The 15,740-nt window shown below is 70.1% G+C and carries 17 protein-coding genes and 3 tRNA genes; 13 read left to right on the plus strand and 7 right to left on the minus strand.

The window, feature by feature from the left end; genetic code table 11:
- The first annotated feature begins 214 nt into the window (after positions 1-214).
- Together htpX and ACWD4G_RS22725 are read left to right on the plus strand one after the other, a co-directional pair.
- Entirely contained in the window at positions 215-1,078 is an 864-nt protein-coding gene (gene htpX / locus ACWD4G_RS22720) for a zinc metalloprotease HtpX (protein WP_451296134.1), read from the plus strand.
- Entirely contained in the window at positions 1,075-1,467 is a 393-nt protein-coding gene (locus ACWD4G_RS22725) for a YccF domain-containing protein (protein WP_451296136.1), read from the plus strand. Before htpX ends, ACWD4G_RS22725 begins: the two co-directional genes overlap by 4 nt.
- Positions 1,468-1,615: 148 nt before the next feature.
- Here ACWD4G_RS22725 and ACWD4G_RS22730 read toward each other — a convergent pair whose 3' ends face one another.
- On the minus strand, positions 1,616-2,884 hold the full coding sequence (locus ACWD4G_RS22730; RefSeq protein WP_451296138.1) for an APC family permease: 1,269 nt from the start codon (positions 2,882-2,884) through the stop codon (positions 1,616-1,618).
- 166 nt (positions 2,885-3,050) lie between these two features.
- Here ACWD4G_RS22730 and ACWD4G_RS22735 point away from each other — a divergent pair, with 166 nt between their 5' ends.
- On the plus strand, positions 3,051-3,317 hold the full coding sequence (locus ACWD4G_RS22735) for a GlsB/YeaQ/YmgE family stress response membrane protein (RefSeq protein ID WP_451296140.1): 267 nt from the start codon (positions 3,051-3,053) through the stop codon (positions 3,315-3,317).
- 180 nt (positions 3,318-3,497) lie between these two features.
- Here ACWD4G_RS22735 and ACWD4G_RS22740 read toward each other — a convergent pair whose 3' ends face one another.
- The gene (locus ACWD4G_RS22740; protein ID WP_451296142.1) at positions 3,498-3,986 is read right to left on the minus strand and encodes a YajQ family cyclic di-GMP-binding protein; all 489 of its coding nucleotides are present in this window, start codon (positions 3,984-3,986) and stop codon (positions 3,498-3,500) included.
- A gap of 247 nt (positions 3,987-4,233) precedes the next feature.
- Here ACWD4G_RS22740 and ACWD4G_RS22745 point away from each other — a divergent pair.
- Positions 4,234-4,315 (plus strand) — tRNA-Tyr (locus ACWD4G_RS22745).
- Between the two features lie 159 nt (positions 4,316-4,474).
- Positions 4,475-4,681 carry a hypothetical protein gene (locus tag ACWD4G_RS22750; protein WP_451296144.1) on the plus strand — a complete coding sequence of 69 codons (207 nt, stop codon included), beginning with the start codon at positions 4,475-4,477 and terminating at the stop codon, positions 4,679-4,681.
- A gap of 185 nt (positions 4,682-4,866) precedes the next feature.
- Here ACWD4G_RS22750 and ACWD4G_RS22755 read toward each other — a convergent pair whose 3' ends face one another.
- Positions 4,867-5,523: an SDR family oxidoreductase gene (locus ACWD4G_RS22755; RefSeq protein WP_451296146.1), complete on the minus strand. Its 657-nt coding sequence runs from the start codon at positions 5,521-5,523 to the stop codon at positions 4,867-4,869.
- Between the two features lie 151 nt (positions 5,524-5,674).
- On the opposite strand from ACWD4G_RS22755, the gene ACWD4G_RS22760 reads away from it, so the two are divergent.
- On the plus strand, positions 5,675-6,721 hold the full coding sequence (locus ACWD4G_RS22760) for a hypothetical protein (RefSeq protein ID WP_451296148.1): 1,047 nt from the start codon (positions 5,675-5,677) through the stop codon (positions 6,719-6,721).
- Positions 6,722-6,866: 145 nt separating this feature from the next.
- Here the strand turns inward: ACWD4G_RS22760 and ACWD4G_RS22765 are convergent, their stop codons facing one another.
- A complete protein-coding gene (locus tag ACWD4G_RS22765) occupies positions 6,867-8,144 on the minus strand; it encodes an amidohydrolase family protein (protein WP_451296150.1) in 1,278 nt (425 codons plus the stop codon).
- Positions 8,145-8,646: 502 nt separating this feature from the next.
- Between ACWD4G_RS22765 and ACWD4G_RS22770 the strand changes: the two genes are divergently transcribed.
- From ACWD4G_RS22770 to ACWD4G_RS22795, 6 genes are all read left to right on the plus strand, one after another.
- A tRNA-Thr gene (locus ACWD4G_RS22770) sits at positions 8,647-8,719 on the plus strand.
- Positions 8,720-8,764: 45 nt separating this feature from the next.
- Positions 8,765-8,837, plus strand: a tRNA-Met gene (locus ACWD4G_RS22775).
- 90 nt (positions 8,838-8,927) lie between these two features.
- Complete coding sequence (gene rpmG / locus ACWD4G_RS22780) at positions 8,928-9,092, plus strand: 50S ribosomal protein L33 (protein WP_003948671.1); 165 nt, start codon at positions 8,928-8,930, stop codon at positions 9,090-9,092.
- Positions 9,093-9,282: 190 nt separating this feature from the next.
- Positions 9,283-9,735, plus strand: a complete 453-nt coding sequence (locus ACWD4G_RS22785) for an FAS1-like dehydratase domain-containing protein (protein WP_451296152.1) — start codon at positions 9,283-9,285, stop codon at positions 9,733-9,735.
- 7 nt (positions 9,736-9,742) lie between these two features.
- Positions 9,743-10,171: a MaoC family dehydratase gene (locus ACWD4G_RS22790; protein WP_451296154.1), complete on the plus strand. Its 429-nt coding sequence runs from the start codon at positions 9,743-9,745 to the stop codon at positions 10,169-10,171.
- A 421-nt stretch (positions 10,172-10,592) separates the two neighbouring features.
- Entirely contained in the window at positions 10,593-11,648 is a 1,056-nt protein-coding gene (locus ACWD4G_RS22795) for a UDP-N-acetylmuramate dehydrogenase (RefSeq protein WP_451296155.1), read from the plus strand.
- A gap of 26 nt (positions 11,649-11,674) precedes the next feature.
- Here the strand turns inward: ACWD4G_RS22795 and ACWD4G_RS22800 are convergent, their stop codons facing one another.
- Positions 11,675-12,307: an NAD(P)-dependent oxidoreductase gene (locus ACWD4G_RS22800; protein ID WP_451296157.1), complete on the minus strand. Its 633-nt coding sequence runs from the start codon at positions 12,305-12,307 to the stop codon at positions 11,675-11,677.
- Between the two features lie 166 nt (positions 12,308-12,473).
- Here ACWD4G_RS22800 and ACWD4G_RS22805 point away from each other — a divergent pair, with 166 nt between their 5' ends.
- Positions 12,474-13,085 carry a TetR/AcrR family transcriptional regulator gene (locus tag ACWD4G_RS22805; RefSeq protein ID WP_451296159.1) on the plus strand — a complete coding sequence of 204 codons (612 nt, stop codon included), beginning with the start codon at positions 12,474-12,476 and terminating at the stop codon, positions 13,083-13,085.
- A 15-nt stretch (positions 13,086-13,100) separates the two neighbouring features.
- Here the strand turns inward: ACWD4G_RS22805 and ACWD4G_RS22810 are convergent, their stop codons facing one another.
- Together ACWD4G_RS22810 and ACWD4G_RS22815 are read right to left on the minus strand one after the other, a co-directional pair.
- Positions 13,101-14,150: an adenosine deaminase gene (locus ACWD4G_RS22810; protein ID WP_451296161.1), complete on the minus strand. Its 1,050-nt coding sequence runs from the start codon at positions 14,148-14,150 to the stop codon at positions 13,101-13,103.
- Positions 14,151-14,280: 130 nt separating this feature from the next.
- On the minus strand, positions 14,281-15,507 hold the full coding sequence (locus ACWD4G_RS22815) for a pyridoxal phosphate-dependent aminotransferase (protein ID WP_451296163.1): 1,227 nt from the start codon (positions 15,505-15,507) through the stop codon (positions 14,281-14,283).
- Positions 15,508-15,740 lie beyond the last annotated feature (233 nt).

Here is a 15,740-nt window from a genome sequence, read left to right on the forward strand (position 1 = left end):
CGTGGGCACACGTCGTCCACTCACGCGTACGAGTGCACGTGCCGCCCCATGCCACAGAGCCGCCACCCGGACGGCTCACGGCCCGCCCCGCCCGCACAAGGGAACTAGGACCCCCCGTCTGGCGTTGACCAGTACGGGAGGGTCCACTGAGAGGTGGAGTCAACAGCAACAGCGAGCAAAGGGTTCCCCTGCCGCACGACTTGGAGGGCGTACCGTGCACCGCCGGCACAACGGGCTCAGGACCGCCGTACTCCTCGGGGGACTGTCCGCACTCATCATCGTCATAGGAAGCCTCTTCGGCCGTACGGGACTGATCATCGCGGTCCTCGTCGCCCTCGGCACGAACGCCTACGCGTACTGGAACAGCGACAAGCTGGCTCTACGCGCGATGCGTGCCCGCCCGGTGAGCGAGTTCGAGGCCCCGGCCCTCTACCGCATGGTCCGCGAGCTCTCCACCCAGGCCCGCCAGCCCATGCCCCGCCTGTACATCTCCCCGACGGACGCCCCCAACGCCTTCGCGACCGGCCGCAACCCGCGCAACGCGGCCGTGTGCTGCACGGACGGCATCCTCCGGCTGCTCGACGAGCGCGAATTGCGGGGCGTCATCGGCCATGAGCTGAGCCACGTCTACAACAGGGACATCCTGATCTCGTCGGTCGCGGGAGCCCTCGCCTCGGTGATCATGTTCCTGGTGAACTTCGCCTGGCTGATCCCCATCGGCCGCTCCGACGACGATGACGGCCCCGGACTGCTGGGCATGCTGCTCATCATGATCCTCGGCCCGCTCGCCGCCTCCCTCATCCAACTGGCCATCAGCCGCTCCAGGGAGTACGAGGCGGATGCCTCCGGTGCCCAGCTCACCGGCGACCCCCTGGCCCTGGCCAGCGCCCTCCGCAAGCTCGAAGCGGGCACCAAGCAGCTTCCACTGCCCCCGGAGCCCCGCATCGAGACCGCGAGCCACATGATGATCGCGAACCCGTTCCGCCCGGGCCAGGGACTGTCCAAGATGTTCTCCACCCACCCGCCCATGGCGGAACGCATCACCCGACTCGAAAAGATGGCAGGACGTCACCAGTGAAGACCATCCTCAACATCATCTGGCTGATCCTCAGCGGCTTCTGGCTCTTCCTCGGCTACCTGTTCGCAGGTCTGCTGCTGTGCATCACGATCATCGGCATCCCGTTCGGCATCGCGGCGTTCAGGATCGGTATCTACGCCCTGTGGCCCTTCGGGTACACCACGGTCGAACGTCGCGGTGCCGGCGCGGGCTCGCTCCTCGGCAACGTCCTGTGGGTGATCCTGGCCGGCTGGTGGCTGGCCCTGGCCCATATCTTCACGGGCATCGCGCTCTGCGTGACGATCATCGGCATCCCGTTCGGCATCGCCAACTTCAAGCTCGTCCCGCTCTCGCTGTTCCCGCTGGGCCGCGAAATCGTGTCGTCGGACCGCCCGTTCGCCTACCGGTAGAGCGCCCCGCCGAGAGTTGTCCACAGGCCCGGCCGCGGCGGCGCCGGCAGTTATCCACAGGCCCGCCCGGCTGTCGGTCGCGGCGGGCATCATGGAGCCATGAACGAGATACGACCGATCACAGCACAGGGGTCGTGAGCAGGTCGGTTCAGCCGCGCTGCGCCGACCCCCGCCCGGCACACCACCGCCGTACGCCATAGGCAGCCGCGCCCGCGCCCAGTACGGCCGCGCCCACACCCACCGACACCCCCGGCAGCGCGAACGCCAGGGTCACGCAGCCGACGAGCCCGACCACCGGCACGACGCGTGAGACGGGGGCCGAACTCAATGTCCAGGCGGACGCGTTGGCGACCGCGTAGTAAGCGAGCACACCGAAGGAGGAGAAACCGATCGCGCCCCGGACGTCCACAGTGGCGGCCAGGACGGCGACCACGGCACCGACCGCCACTTCCGCCCGGTGCGGTACATGGAAACGGGGATGCACGGCGGCCAGCGCACCGGGGAGATGCCGGTCCCGAGCCATGGCGAGCGTCGTGCGCGACACACCCAGGATGAGCGCCAGCAGCGACCCGAGCGCTGCCACGGCGGCGCCCACCCGCACCACGGGCACCAGCCCCTCCACCCCGGCCGCCCGCACCGCCTCGGCCAGCGGAGCCGAGGCCCGCCCCAGACCATCGGAGCCCAGCACGGAAAGGACAGCCACCGCGACAGTCGCGTACACGACCAGCGCGATACCGAGGGCGACGGGGATCGCGCGCGGGATCGTGCGCTCCGGATACCGCACCTCCTCGCCCAGGGTGGCGATCCGCGCGTACCCCGCGAACGCGAAGAACAACAGCCCGGCCGCTTGAAGCACTCCGCCCACACCACCGGACGCCCCGATGCCCAGCCGCCCGGCGTCGGATTCGCCGGACGTCAGACACACGACCACCACGGAAGCGAGGACCGCCAGCACCACAGCCACGATCACCCGGGTCAGCAGAGCCGACTTCTGGACACCGCCGTAGTTCACGGCGGTCAGCGCCACCACGGCGGCCACCGCCACGGCGTGCGCCTGACCAGGCCAGACGTACGCGCCGACGGTGAGCGCCATCGCCGCGCACGAGGCCGTCTTGCCGACGACGAACGACCAGCCGGCCAGATACCCCCAGAGGTCGCCCAGCCGCTCACGCCCGTACACATACGTGCCGCCGGAGGCGGGATACACGGCGGCCAGCCGTGCCGACGACATGGCGTTGCAGTACGCGACCACGGCCGCGACCGCGAGCCCGAGCAGCAGCCCGGACCCGGCGGCGCGCGCAGCGGGCCCGGGGGCCGCGAAGACGCCCGCGCCGATCATCGATCCGAGACCGATGACCACCGCGTCACCGACCCCGAGCGTGCGGCGCAGTTGGGCGGCCGAGTCGGGCTGTGTCATGGGCCGCACCCTACTGACCGGGGCAACCGGCGGACGTCACCGAGGCGTCCTCCGGAACAACAGGACACGAATACCCGGACCGGACACCCGTTCTCTTCGGATCTCTCCGGGTGGGAAGACAGCACGAGCACAGCACAGGTACAGCACGAAAGGGCAGGTTCACGGCATGAGCATCATCGGCTGGATCGTTCTGGGATTGTTGGCCGGCGCCATCGCCAAGTTCCTGCTGCCGGGCAGGGACCCGGGTGGTTTCATCGGCACGACTCTCATCGGTGTCGCGGGCGCCTTCATCGGCGGGTGGATCTCCTCCCGCTGGCTGGACCACCCCATCACGAAGGACTTCTACGACGGCGCCACCTGGGCGGCGGCGATAGGCGGCTCACTGGTGCTGCTGATCGCCTACCGCCTCCTGTTCGGCCACTCCCGCCGCTGAGCGGGCCTGTCCACCCGAGACCGCGGCCGACAGGCGCGAAGAGTAGGCACCTCGACCGAAACCGGCCGGGTGTCCACCCTTCCGCACAACGACCTACGACCCCTACGACTCACCGCGGCCGGCCGTCGGCGGCGGCTGGCGTCCATGGCTCATCGGAGGGCCGAGACGCGACCCGGCTGATTACCGGTAGTTGACGAACTGCAGCGCGAAGTCGAAGTCCTTGCCCTTCAGGAGGGCGATCACGGTCTGCAGGTCGTCGCGGCTCTTGGAGCTGACGCGCAGTTCGTCGCCCTGGACCTGAGCCTTGACGCCCTTCGGGCCCTCGTCGCGGATGATCTTCGCCACCTTCTTGGCGTTCTCCTGGGAGATGCCCTCCTGGATCGTGGCGAAGATCTTGTACTCCTTGCCGGACAGCTGGGGCTCACCCGCGTCCAGGGCCTTCAGTGAGATCCCGCGCTTGATCAGCTTGGACTGGAAGACGTCGAGGACGGCCTTCACACGGTCCTCGGAGTTCGCCTCCATGAGGATCTTCTCGCCGGACCACGAGATCGAGGCGCCGACGCCCTTGAAGTCGTAGCGCTGGGAGATCTCCTTGGCGGTCTGGTTGAGGGCGTTGTCGACCTCCTGCCGCTCGACCTTCGAGACGATGTCGAAACTGGAGTCGGCCATGTCCTGTGGCTCCTTGTATCGGGGTATCGGGGGGGCGTGTCGGGACCATCGGCTGCGAATCGGCGCGCACCAAAGACGACCGCCGAGCCCGGAATCGGGTCCCGGGCCGCATTCGGACAAGCCTAGCCACCCCGCCCCGTCGGGGTGCTGATCAATCAGGTGGCGGAGCACCCCTGGGCATCAGGTATCGTTTACGTCGTCGCCACGGAGCACCACCGAAAAGTGGTTCGAAGGGCGGCAAATCCCAGGCGGTGTGCCCGAGTGGCCAATGGGAGCGGACTGTAAATCCGTCGGCTTAGCCTACCCAGGTTCGAATCCTGGCGCCGCCACAGGAGGGAAGCCCCTTCCGAACTGCGAAAGCAGTCCGGAAGGGGCTTCTTCGTCTTCCTTTTGCATATGCCGCAAGTATGGGTGGCAGCCCGGATGCGGATGCGGTGCGGATCGCGCATCCTGGGGAGTCCTCCACACACGCGAGGCAGACTGGCTCCATGTCATCCCGTCGCAGAAACTGCCCCGAATGTCGTCGTGAGATCGCTGTCGTGGCGGGGCGGTTCGCTCGGCATGATCCGCCCGGGGCCAGTGGGGAGCTGGTGTCGTGCCCGGGGTCGCGCAGGCCCGCCCAACTCGGGGCGGCTCAGCCCGCGCTCGACGGTTATGCCGTCCCGGAGTTCCCCGGTCAGCTGCCACTCTTCTGACCCGACGAGCACCCTGGCAGGCACCAGCCTCGCCGACCCGCACCAGCCCTCACCAGTAGGCGCCCAGCCCTCGCTGGCCCTCACCGGCAGGCACCCGCCCTCACCCGCCCTCACCGGCAGGCACCCGCCCTCACCCGCCCTCACCCGCCCTCGCTAACCCTCACTGAACCGCCCCTCGCCGAGCCTCAGTTGCCCGCGATCGACTTCACCGCCACCGAGACCGGGGTCGAACCGCTGATCGCCTCCAGGGTCAGACCGGCCGTCGCCGGGGTCTCCAGCAGCTCCGCGAGCAGGGCGGCCACGTCGTCCCGGGGGATCGGCCCACGCCCGGTGGCGACCTCCAGCCGTACCAGCCCGTTGCCCGGATCGTCCGTCAGCATTCCGGGACGCAGGATCGTCCAGTCCAGACCCTCCAGACCCCGCACGTACTCATCGGCCTCCCCCTTCGCCCGCAGATAGGCGTCGAAGACCTCGCGCCCCTCGTGGTGGGGGTCCGCCCCCATCGACGACACGACCACATGACGTCGTACACCCGCTCGAACCGCCGCGTCGGCGAACAGGACGGCCGCGCCGCGATCGACCGTGTCCTTCCGGGCCGACCCGCTGCCCGGACCGGCGCCCGCCGCGAACACACAGGCGTCCGCGCCCCGCAGACGCGCCGCGACCTCCTCGACCGACGCCGACTCCAGATCGCACACCACCGGTTCGGCACCGGCCGCGCGCAGATCGTCGGCCTGCTCCGCGCGGCGGACGATCCCCGCGACCTCGTACCCCCGCGCGGCGAGCAGCCGCTCCAGTCGCAGCGCGATCTGACCATGACCTCCAGCGATGACAATGCGCATGCTTCCGACCGTACGCCCGAAGGAACACCTTCGCCGTGCAACCATTTATCTGCCCCGTATGTCTCACAGGTGTTCGCCGTTTCGGCGAGCGCACAGAACCACACGGGGGGACGTCATCACCGTCATGCGCACATCTGTCGTACGTACGTCCATGGCACGCGTATCCGCGGCCGGGGCGCCCGTCATCCGTCGTACCGTCACCGGGATCGGCTGCACCGCCGCCGCGCTCGTCACGGTGGCTGCCTGCGGCACCGTCCAGAATCTGACCGCGGGACAGAAGGTCGACAACGCCGTCGAACGGCTGGGCGAACAGAAGTCGCTGGCCTTCGGGCTCGAACTCGACGCCGAACCCGAGGACCTCACCGCGCTCGCGGGCAAGGACTCCGAGGAACTGCCGCCCGAGATGGCGAAGTTCCTCACCGGCATGCGCGTGGACGTGTCGGTCAAGTCCAAGAAGGCGCTGGCCGATTCCGGTGAGAAGGACATCGTCGGCGTCGGCATGAAGGTCTCCGGCGACGACGGCGTGCTCGTCGAGTACCGCGTCGTCGGCGACTACACCTACTTCCGCGCCGATATGCAGGCCGTGGGCGACGCCATGGGCGTGCCGCTCCCGACGGACGACGAACTCGACCAACTCCCCGAGAGCGAGCAGTACGTGCGGCCGCTGTTCGAGGGGGAGTGGGTCAAGATCGAGACCGCCGCGATGGAGGAGGCAGCCGAGGACGCGGGCGCCGGCTCGGGCGGCTCCGACGAACTCGACGCCAAGACCCAGAAGAAGGTCCTCGACGCCGTACGCGGTGTCGTCGCCCGCGAGGTCGACTTCACGACCAAGGAGGGCGAGGACGGCACCGAGGTCATCACCGCCAAGGCCAACTTCCGCGACCTCCTCACCGGCGTCTTCGACAAGCTCAAGCCCCTGCAGGACGAACTCCCGCCGGGCGCCGAACTCCCCACGGCCAAGGACCTCAAGGACGCCCCCGACCGGAACGTCGCGGTCGACTTCACCCTCAAGAACGGCGACCTCACCCGCGTGGAGACCGACCTCGCGGTCCTCGCCGACGACCCCAAGGGCGCCAAGGCCCCGCTGGTCCTCACCTTCGACAAGAACACCACCGACCTCACGGCCCCGAAGAACGCCACGGAGATCCCGGCCGAAGACTTCGGCGGCCCCTTCGGCGGCGGCATGCTCGCCGCCTGACGGCCACCCCGGCCACCCCGACCAGGCCGTACGGCACACCAGTACGGCCTGGTCCCGCCCCCCAACCCGCACGGCCCGATCCAGTCCTCAACCACACGGCCGGGTCCAGGCCCTCACCCGCACAACCCAGCACCGTCCTCCACCCCTACGCCGGCTCCCCCCGCCCCTGCCGAGGCAACTCCGGCCCCGCCCCCGCCGCCCCCGTCGAGCCGCAGAACTCCCGTACCGCGCTCGTCCGCGCCACCACGCGCCCCCCGTGCACCACGATCCGGCTGTACGCAAGCGAAAGCGCCCCCGACAGCCGTTCGCCCGGTACGGCCAGCAGTTCGGCCGGGAAGCCCGCCTCGACCCGGACCTCAGGCAGACCCAACGCGGCACGGGCCGTGCCGCTCACCGCGTCGTACGCCTCCTCGGGACGCAGCCCACAGCGCGAGGCCAGCAGGAACGCGGCCTCCAGAGGATCACCGCGCCCCACGGGGTTGGACACGTCCCGCAGCGCCCCACCACCCGCGGCCACCCGCACCCCGGCCGCCCGCAACAGCCGTACGGGCGCCGTCCCCCGCCGCTCAACGCTCCCACAGCCCCCCTGCGGCAGACAGACGACCGTCACACCGGCCGCCGCGAGCTGGTCGGCGGCACGGGACGCGGCCTGGGAGGGCAGCCGCGCCAGCCCACCGCACGGCCCCAGCGTGACACCGGGCCGCAGCCCACCCGCCATGGCCGCCAGCCGAGCCAGACGCGCCGGATCGTCGGCGTCGGTGTGCAGATCCACCGGACAACCGTGCTCGGAGGCGACCTCCAGAACCGCCTCCACATACCCGGCGGGATCGGGGTCCAGATCCGGACACCCGCCCACCACCGACGCGCCCATCTTCACCGCGTCCCGCAACATCGCGAGCCCGTCCGCCCCGGCCGCCCCCGTCAGCACCCGGGGCATCGCCACCGCCGTCAACTCGACCAGCCCGCGCAACGCCCGCCGCGCCTGGAGCACGGCCGCCAGCGCCCCCAGCCCCTGCACACCGCCCACCCGGACATGCGACCGCAGCGCGGTGGCCCCGTGCCCCAGTTGGAGCAGCGCCGCCTCGGTGACCCTGCGCTGGACGTCCTGGACGTCGTACGAGACCGGCCCCTCGACATCGGCGGACAGAGCCGTGTCGCCATGGGCGTGCGCCTCGACGGGCGCCGGGAGCAGCAGATGACCGCGCAGGTCCACCCGGGCCACGGGCGACCCGGAGACGCCGGAGCCGCACACGCTCAGGCTGCCCGCCGTGCCGACCGCCTCGATCCGTCCCCGGCCCAGCCGCACATCCACGACACGGCCGTCGGCGAGCCGCGCCCCGCACAACAGCAGGGCGCCGGCCCCGTCGGGTCCCGAGGGCGGCCCGGACGGGAAGGGGGACGGCTGCGGCTGACTGTCGGGCATCGTGCTCCAAGGACTCGACAGGGACTCGGTGAGGGCTGGGTCGGCGGCTGGGTTGGGGGCCGGAGTGGGGCTGGGTTGGGGCTGGGTTGGGATTGGAGGTTCGGTGGGGACCGGACACGGCTTGTAGGGACGGGACACACGGCTCGTAGGGACGCGACGGCGGCTGCCCGGTGAGGGGCACAAGATCACGCAGAGTGAGTCGAGCCTAGGCGGGCCGTACGCCCTCGGCGCGGAGGAGCGCAATAGTCGTACCGGTGTGGTTCACCTGGTGGGGGACGCGGGGGAGGCCTGGGAACGGTGGTGCCGCCGGGACCGACGGGGCCTCGGTGAACGCCCGGGAGAACCCGCCCGCACGGTGGTGGGACGTTCCTTGAACGGGCCGTCGACGCGTCGTGGACGAGCCGTGGACGGAGGCCGGGAACAGTCGTGGACGAGCCGCCGACGGGGGCCGGGAAACGGATTTGGGCGAACGGCCGTGGGGCGTGTAATGTCTTCATCGCTCGCCCCAATAGCTCAGTCGGCAGAGCGTCTCCATGGTAAGGAGAAGGTCTACGGTTCGATTCCGTATTGGGGCTCTGGTGTGAAAGGTCCCCACCGCGAGGTGGGACCGATCGCATCACAGCGGTGTAGCTCAGTCGGTAGAGCAAGCGGCTCATAATCGCTGTGTCACCGGTTCAAGTCCGGTCACCGCTACTGACAGTAGCCGATTGCGGGGTCGGTCCTTCGATCGGCTACTCTTTCTTGCGTTAAATCAATCCCATCCGTTCGTCAAGGAGCACTCACGTGGCTGCCACCGACGTCCGCCCGAAGATCACGCTGGCCTGCGTGGAGTGCAAGGAGCGGAACTACATCACCAAGAAGAACCGGCGTAACAACCCGGACCGTCTTGAGATGAAGAAGCACTGCCCGCGTTGCAACGCGCACACCGCGCACCGCGAGACGCGATAAATCAGGCTCGTACGACGAGGCCGTCCCCAAGAGATTGGGGGCGGCCTCGCGTCGTTGAGTGGCCCAGTACCGGCCAGTAGACGATCCGGTCCAGTAGACCTTCGGTCAGCAGCCCTCGGTCCGTCGATCGAGCGGTCAGCCATCAGGTCAGTGGATACAACCAGGTGGAACAACCAGGAGGTGCCGAGCCATGGCGCTCGACCAGTCCTTCGTGGGGCGGACCTACCCGCCCACCGACCCCTACGAGGTCGGCCGGGAGAAGATCCGCGAGTTCGCGGAGGCCGTGGGGGATGCCAACCCGGCGTACACGGACCCGGAGGCCGCCAAGGCGCTCGGGCACCCCGATGTGATCGCCCCGCCCACCTTCGTGTTCTCGATCACCTTCAAGGCGGCGGGACAGGTCACCCGCGACCCCCAGCTGGGCCTCGACTACAGCCGCGTGGTGCACGGCGACCAGAAGTTCGCCTACAAGCGGCCCGTGCGCGCCGGTGACCGGCTCACCGTCACCTCGACCATCGAGGCGATCAAGTCGCTCGCCGGCAACGACATCCTGGACATCCGCGGCGAGGTCCACGACGAGGCGGGCGAGCATGTCGTGACCGCCTGGACCAAGCTCGTGGCCCGCGCGGCCGAGGAGGCGTGACGAAGCCATGACCGCGAAGATCTCCTACGACGACGTCAAGGTCGGCACCGAACTGCCCGCCCAGACCTTCGGCGTGACCCGCGCCACCCTCGTCCAGTACGCGGGTGCCTCCGGCGACTTCAACCCCATCCACTGGAACGAGAAGTTCGCCAAGGAGGTCGGTCTGCCCGACGTCATCGCGCACGGCATGTTCACCATGGCCGAGGCGATCCGCGTCGTCACCGACTGGACCGGCGACCCCGGCGCGATCGTCGAGTACGGCGTCCGCTTCACCAAGCCGGTGATCGTCCCCAACGACGACGAGGGCGCCACCATCGAGGTCAGCGCCAAGGTGGGCGCCAAGCTCGACGACAACACCGTCCGCGTCGACCTCACCGCGATGAGCGCCGGCCAGAAGGTCCTGGGCATGTCGCGGGCGGTCGTACGACTGGCGTGAGGCGCGCTGTGTGAGCTGAGCCGGACTGTGCGAGCTGAACCCGCGCTGTGTAAGGGGCGTTCGCTATTGCGGGGCGCTCCTTACGCGTTTGTGGGCCCCCGGCCGACAGAACGGGTTGGGCGGGTGTGGAGTTCCGGGGGGAGCCTCTTCGACCGGCGGCGTTCTGCGTCCTCCCGAGCCGTCCTACGCCTCCCGGTCGTCCCGAGCCGTCCTACGCCTCCCGGTCGTCCCGAGCCGTCCTACGTCCTTCCGGTCGTCCCGAGCCGTCCTACGTCCTTCCGCGTCGCCCCGCGTCGGCCTGCGTGCTCCCGAGCTGTCCTGTGCCTCCCACGTCGTCCCGCGTCGGCCTGCGTCCTCCTGCGCCGTCTTACGCCCTCCCGCGTCGTCCTGGCTGTCAGTGGTGTCTCGTAGTCTTGGGCGCGTGCAGGAACTCCATGACGCTCCCCTCGCCCCGCTGACCACCTTCCGGCTGGGTGGGCCCGCGCGGCGGCTGATCACGGCGACCACCGATGACGAGGTGATCGCCGCCGTACGCGAGGCCGACGACACCGGTACGCCCCTGCTGGTCATCGGCGGCGGCTCGAACCTGGTCGTGGGCGACAAGGGATTCCCCGGGACCGCGCTGGTCGTCGCCACCAAGGGGTTCGACCTCGACGGCACCCGGCTGGAGCTGGCCGCCGGCGAGGTGTGGACCGATACCGTCGCCCGCACCGTGGAAGCCGGGCTCGCCGGGATCGAGTGCCTCGCCGGAATCCCCGGCTCGGCGGGGGCCACGCCGATCCAGAACGTCGGCGCGTACGGCCAGGAGGTCTCCTCCACCATCACCGAGGTCGTCGCCTACGACCGCCGCGCCCGCGAAACGGTCACCGTCGCCAACGCGGAGTGCGCCTTCTCGTACCGCCACAGCCGCTTCAAGGGCGAACCCGAGCGGTATGTCGTCCTGCGCGTCCGGTTCCGACTGGAGGACGCGGACGGGCTGTCCGGGCCGATCAAGTACGCCGAGGCGGCCCGGGCGCTGGGCGTCGAGCCCGGTGAGCGCGCCCCCCTCGCCGCCGCCCGCGACGCCGTGCTGAAGCTGCGCGCCGGGAAGGGCATGGTGCTCGACCCCGAGGACCACGACACCTGGTCCGCGGGCTCCTTCTTCACCAACCCGATCCTCACGGAAGAGGAGTTCGCCGCCTTCCACGCGCGCGTGCGGGCCCGGCTCGGCGACGACGTCACCCCGCCCGCGTACGCCGCCGGTGACGGCCACACCAAGACCTCCGCCGCCTGGCTCATCGACAAGGCGGGCTTCACCAAGGGATACGGCACCGGGCCCGCCCGTATCTCCACCAAGCACACCCTGGCCCTCACCAATCGCGGCGAGGCCACCACCGAGGATCTCCTCGCTCTGGCCCGCGAGGTCGTCGCCGGGGTCCACGACGCCTTCGGGATCACCCTGGTCAACGAACCGGTGACGGTCGGCGTCAGCCTCTAGCCGCACAGCCGCCGCACAGCCGCCGCTCAGTACGCGACCCCCACCCCCTGCTTCACCGCACCCGTGTCCCCCATCAGCGTCAGCATCGCGTGGGCCACGTCCGCGCGGGCGATGAAGCGGCCCCGGGGCGGGAAACCGCCGACGACCGTCCGGTAGCGGCCGGTGAGTGGCTTGTCCTGGAGCCTCGGGGGCCGGATGACGGTCCAGTCCGTCGCGCTGTGCGCCAGCGCGGTCTCCATCTCCCGCAGATCGGCGTAGACGTCCTTCAGGACGGCGGAGACCAGGGCGCGCATGCCTCGGTCGAGGGGCCCGTCCTTCGGCTCCGGGCCCACCGGCGCGGCGCTCACCACCACCAGCCGCCGCACCCCCTCCGCCTCCATGGCGTCCAGCACCGTACGGGTCAGCCGCGTCGCCACCCCGGCGTCCTTGCGGCCCCGCGCGCCGAGCCCCGACAGCACCGCGTCCCGACCCGCGACCGCCGGACGCAGCGCCCCCGGGTCGGTCAGATCGGCGCGGACCACCTCAAGCCCGGGAGCGCCGGCCACCTCCAGCCGAGCGGGGTCCCGGACGACCGCCGTGACCTCGTGTCCCGCGTCAAGGGCCTGTCGGACGAGCTGGCCACCGATGCCGCCGGTGGCTCCGAAAACGGTGAGCCTCATGGGAAATCCCCCTGCATCCGAATCGAGTGGGTGAGTGTTCACTCACCCCTGCCTCCTCTAGAGTGGGTAAGCACTCACTCACCCGTCAAGGGGCAGAGCACAAGAGGCAGAAGACATCGAGACAGAAGACGCAGAGACCGAAGACAAGAAGACGAGGGAATGACGCATGGAGAACAAGCCGGCCCGGGTCCGCATCCTCGACGCCGCGCATGAACTGATGCTCACGGTCGGCCTCGCGCGCACCACGACCAAGGAGATCGCGCGGGCCGCCGCATGCTCCGAGGCCGCGCTCTACAAGCACTTCGACAGCAAGGAGGACCTGTTCATCCGCGTCCTCACCGAACGGCTGCCCCGGCTGAACCCCCTGCTGCGGGCGCTCACCGACGAACCGGGCGGCGGCACGCTGGAGGAGAACCTCACCGGCATCGCCCGCCAGGCCGCCCTGTTCTACGAGCAGAGCTTCCCGATCGCCGCCTCGCTCTACGCCGAGACCCAGCTCAAACGACGGCACGACGACGCGATGCGCGGGCTGGGCATGGGGCCGCATGTGCCCATCGAGTCGCTGGACGCGTATCTGCGGGCCGAGCGGGCGAGAGGACGGGTCGCGGAGGACGCCGACACCTTCGCCGCCGCCTCCCTGCTGCTCGGCGCCTGCGCCCAGCGGGCGTTCGCCTACGACGCCGCCGAGGATGCCCGCCCGCCCGTCGACGAGTTCGCCGCCCGCCTGGCCCGCACCCTGCTCACCGGCCTCACCGACCCCACCGGAGCCACCGGCTGAGGGGCCGGCTCGCGCTCACCGGCTGACGGTCGGCTCCGCCGCCAGCCACTCGTCCACACCCGTCAGCAACTTCGCCCGTGCCTCCTCCGGCGCGGCCGACGCCCTGATGGACTGCCGTGCCAACTCGGCCAACTCCTCGTCCGTGAAAGCGTGGTGATGGCGGGCGATCTCGTACTGCGCGGCGAGACGGGAGCCGAACAGCAGAGGGTCGTCGGCGCCCAGGGCCATGGGGACGCCGGCCTCGAAGAGGGTGCGCAGGGGGACGTCCTGCGGCTTCTCGTAGACGCCGAGGGCGACATTCGAGGCGGGGCAGACCTCGCAGGTCACACCCCTGTCCACGAGCCGTTTCAGCAGCCCGGGGTCCTCCGCCGCGCGCACCCCGTGGCCCACCCGGTTCGCGTGCAGGTCGTCCAGGCAGTCACGCACCGAGGACGGGCCGGTCAACTCGCCGCCGTGCGGGGCCGACAGCAGACCGCCCTCCCGCGCGATGGAAAAGGCCCGGTCGAAGTCCCGCGCCATACCCCGGCGTTCGTCGTTCGACAGCCCGAAGCCGACGACACCCCGGTCCGCGTACCGCACCGCCAGCCGGGCCAGCGTGCGCGCGTCCAGGGGGTGCTTCATACGGTTCGCGGCCACCAGCACCCGCATACCGAGCCCGGTCTCCCGCGAGGTCGTCTCCACCGCGTCCAGGATGATCTCCAGCGCCGGGATCAGCCCGCCCAGACGCGGCGCGTACGACGTCGGGTCCACCTGGATCTCCAGCCAGCCCGAGCCGTCCCTCAGATCCTCCTCCGCCGCCTCCCGCACCAGCCGCCGGATGTCGTCGGGCTCCCTGAGACACGAACGCGCCGAGTCGTACAGCCGCTGGAAGCGGAACCAGCCCCGCTCGTCCGTCGCCCTCAGCCTCGGCGGTTCCCCACTGGTCAGCGCCTCCGTCAGCGCCTCGGGCAGCCGCACACCGTACTTGTCGGCCAACTCCAGAACGGTCCCCGGACGCATCGACCCGGTGAAGTGAAGGTGCAGATGGGCCTTCGGCAGTGCGGAGAGATCACGTACTTGCTCCATTGGCCGATCCTGCCGTACGTCCGAGCCGGACCGGTAGCGGATTCCCCGAACGTGGTCTTGCTCGCACAAATGAAGCGGGGAGGACCTGGGAAATTTCCCAGGTCCTCCCCGCGAGCGGACGCTCAGGACGTCAGTCCCGCGCCTCCGCCAGCAGCTTCTGGATGCGGGAGACGCCTTCGACCAGGTCCTCGTCACCCAGCGCGTACGAGAGCCGCAGATAGCCGGGGGTGCCGAACGCCTCTCCCGGGACGACCGCGACCTCGGCCTCCTCAAGGATCAGCTCGGCCAGCTCCACCGAGGAGGCCGGGCGCCTGCCGCGGATCTGCTTGCCGAGCAGTGCCTTCACCGACGGGTAGGCGTAGAACGCGCCCTCGGGCTCCGGGCAGAGGACGCCGTCGATCTCGTTGAGCATCCGCACGATCGTCTGGCGGCGACGGTCGAAGGCCTCGCGCATCTTCGCGACCGCCTCCAGATCACCGGAGACCGCCGCGATGGCCGCCACCTGGGCGACGTTCGACACGTTCGACGTGGCGTGCGACTGGAGGTTGGTCGCGGCCTTCACCACGTCCTTCGGACCGATGACCCACCCCACGCGCCAACCGGTCATGGCGTACGTCTTCGCCACACCGTTGACCACGACGCACTTGTCGCGCAGCTCCGGCAGCAGCGCCGGCAGCGACACGGAGGCCGCGTCACCGTAGACGAGGTGCTCGTAGATCTCGTCCGTCATCACCCACAGACCGTGCTCCACCGCCCAGCGGCCGATCGCCTCGGTCTGCGCCTCGGTGTACACCGCGCCCGTCGGGTTCGACGGCGACACGAAGAGGACGACCTTGGTCCGCTCCGTACGGGCCGCCTCCAGCTGCTCCACCGAGACCCGGTACCCGGTGGTCTCGTCCGCGACGACCTCGACCGGGACACCGCCCGCGAGACGGATCGACTCCGGGTACGTCGTCCAGTACGGGGCCGGGACGATGACCTCGTCGCCCGGGTCGAGGATCGCGGCGAAGGCCTCGTAGATGGCCTGCTTGCCGCCGTTGGTGACCAGGATCTGCGAGGCGTCCACCTCGTAGCCCGAGTCGCGCAGCGTCTTCGCGGCGATCGCGGCCTTCAGCTCGGGCAGCCCCCCGGCCGGGGTGTACCGGTGGTACTTCGGGTTCTTGCAGGCCTCGACGGCCGCCTCGACGATGTAGTCCGGGGTCGGGAAGTCGGGCTCACCGGCGCCGAAGCCGATCACCGGACGCCCGGCGGCCTTGAGGGCCTTGGCCTTGGCGTCCACGGCGAGGGTGGCGGACTCGGAGATCGCGCCGACTCGGGCGGAGACCCGGCGCTCGGTGGGAGGGATTGCAGCGCTCATGGGGCCATCGTTCCAGACCCGAAACCTGTCCGGCACGCGGGTTTCACAGACTGAACAGCGATTGAACAGCCGTCCGGAATCGGGCCCCGCGACAGGCGATCTTCGACCGGCAACGCCCTTACGGCCACTTTCTGTTCGACGTCGGCCGCCGGACCACGTACACTCTCACCTCGTTGGCCTCCACCGGCCGCACTCAGCGGGTGCACACCGAGCACCCGACCGGATGCGGTACG

The organism is Streptomyces sp. NPDC002643 (assembly GCF_053592555.1).

What these genes read in the sequence shown, in the direction of transcription:
- ACWD4G_RS22730 (WP_451296138.1), bottom strand. Translation starts at nt 2,884, where the DNA reads ATGACACAGCCCGACTCGGCCGCCCAACTGCGCCGCACGCTCGGGGTC.
- ACWD4G_RS22735 (WP_451296140.1), top strand. Translation starts at nt 3,051, where the DNA reads ATGAGCATCATCGGCTGGATCGTTCTGGGATTGTTGGCCGGCGCCATC.
- ACWD4G_RS22740 (WP_451296142.1), bottom strand. Translation starts at nt 3,986, where the DNA reads ATGGCCGACTCCAGTTTCGACATCGTCTCGAAGGTCGAGCGGCAGGAG.
- ACWD4G_RS22750 (WP_451296144.1), top strand. Translation starts at nt 4,475, where the DNA reads ATGTCATCCCGTCGCAGAAACTGCCCCGAATGTCGTCGTGAGATCGCT.
- ACWD4G_RS22755 (WP_451296146.1), bottom strand. Translation starts at nt 5,523, where the DNA reads ATGCGCATTGTCATCGCTGGAGGTCATGGTCAGATCGCGCTGCGACTG.
- ACWD4G_RS22760 (WP_451296148.1), top strand. Translation starts at nt 5,675, where the DNA reads ATGGCACGCGTATCCGCGGCCGGGGCGCCCGTCATCCGTCGTACCGTC.
- ACWD4G_RS22765 (WP_451296150.1), bottom strand. Translation starts at nt 8,144, where the DNA reads ATGCCCGACAGTCAGCCGCAGCCGTCCCCCTTCCCGTCCGGGCCGCCC.
- ACWD4G_RS22785 (WP_451296152.1), top strand. Translation starts at nt 9,283, where the DNA reads ATGGCGCTCGACCAGTCCTTCGTGGGGCGGACCTACCCGCCCACCGAC.
- ACWD4G_RS22790 (WP_451296154.1), top strand. Translation starts at nt 9,743, where the DNA reads ATGACCGCGAAGATCTCCTACGACGACGTCAAGGTCGGCACCGAACTG.
- ACWD4G_RS22800 (WP_451296157.1), bottom strand. Translation starts at nt 12,307, where the DNA reads ATGAGGCTCACCGTTTTCGGAGCCACCGGCGGCATCGGTGGCCAGCTC.
- ACWD4G_RS22805 (WP_451296159.1), top strand. Translation starts at nt 12,474, where the DNA reads ATGGAGAACAAGCCGGCCCGGGTCCGCATCCTCGACGCCGCGCATGAA.
- ACWD4G_RS22810 (WP_451296161.1), bottom strand. Translation starts at nt 14,150, where the DNA reads ATGGAGCAAGTACGTGATCTCTCCGCACTGCCGAAGGCCCATCTGCAC.
- ACWD4G_RS22815 (WP_451296163.1), bottom strand. Translation starts at nt 15,507, where the DNA reads ATGAGCGCTGCAATCCCTCCCACCGAGCGCCGGGTCTCCGCCCGAGTC.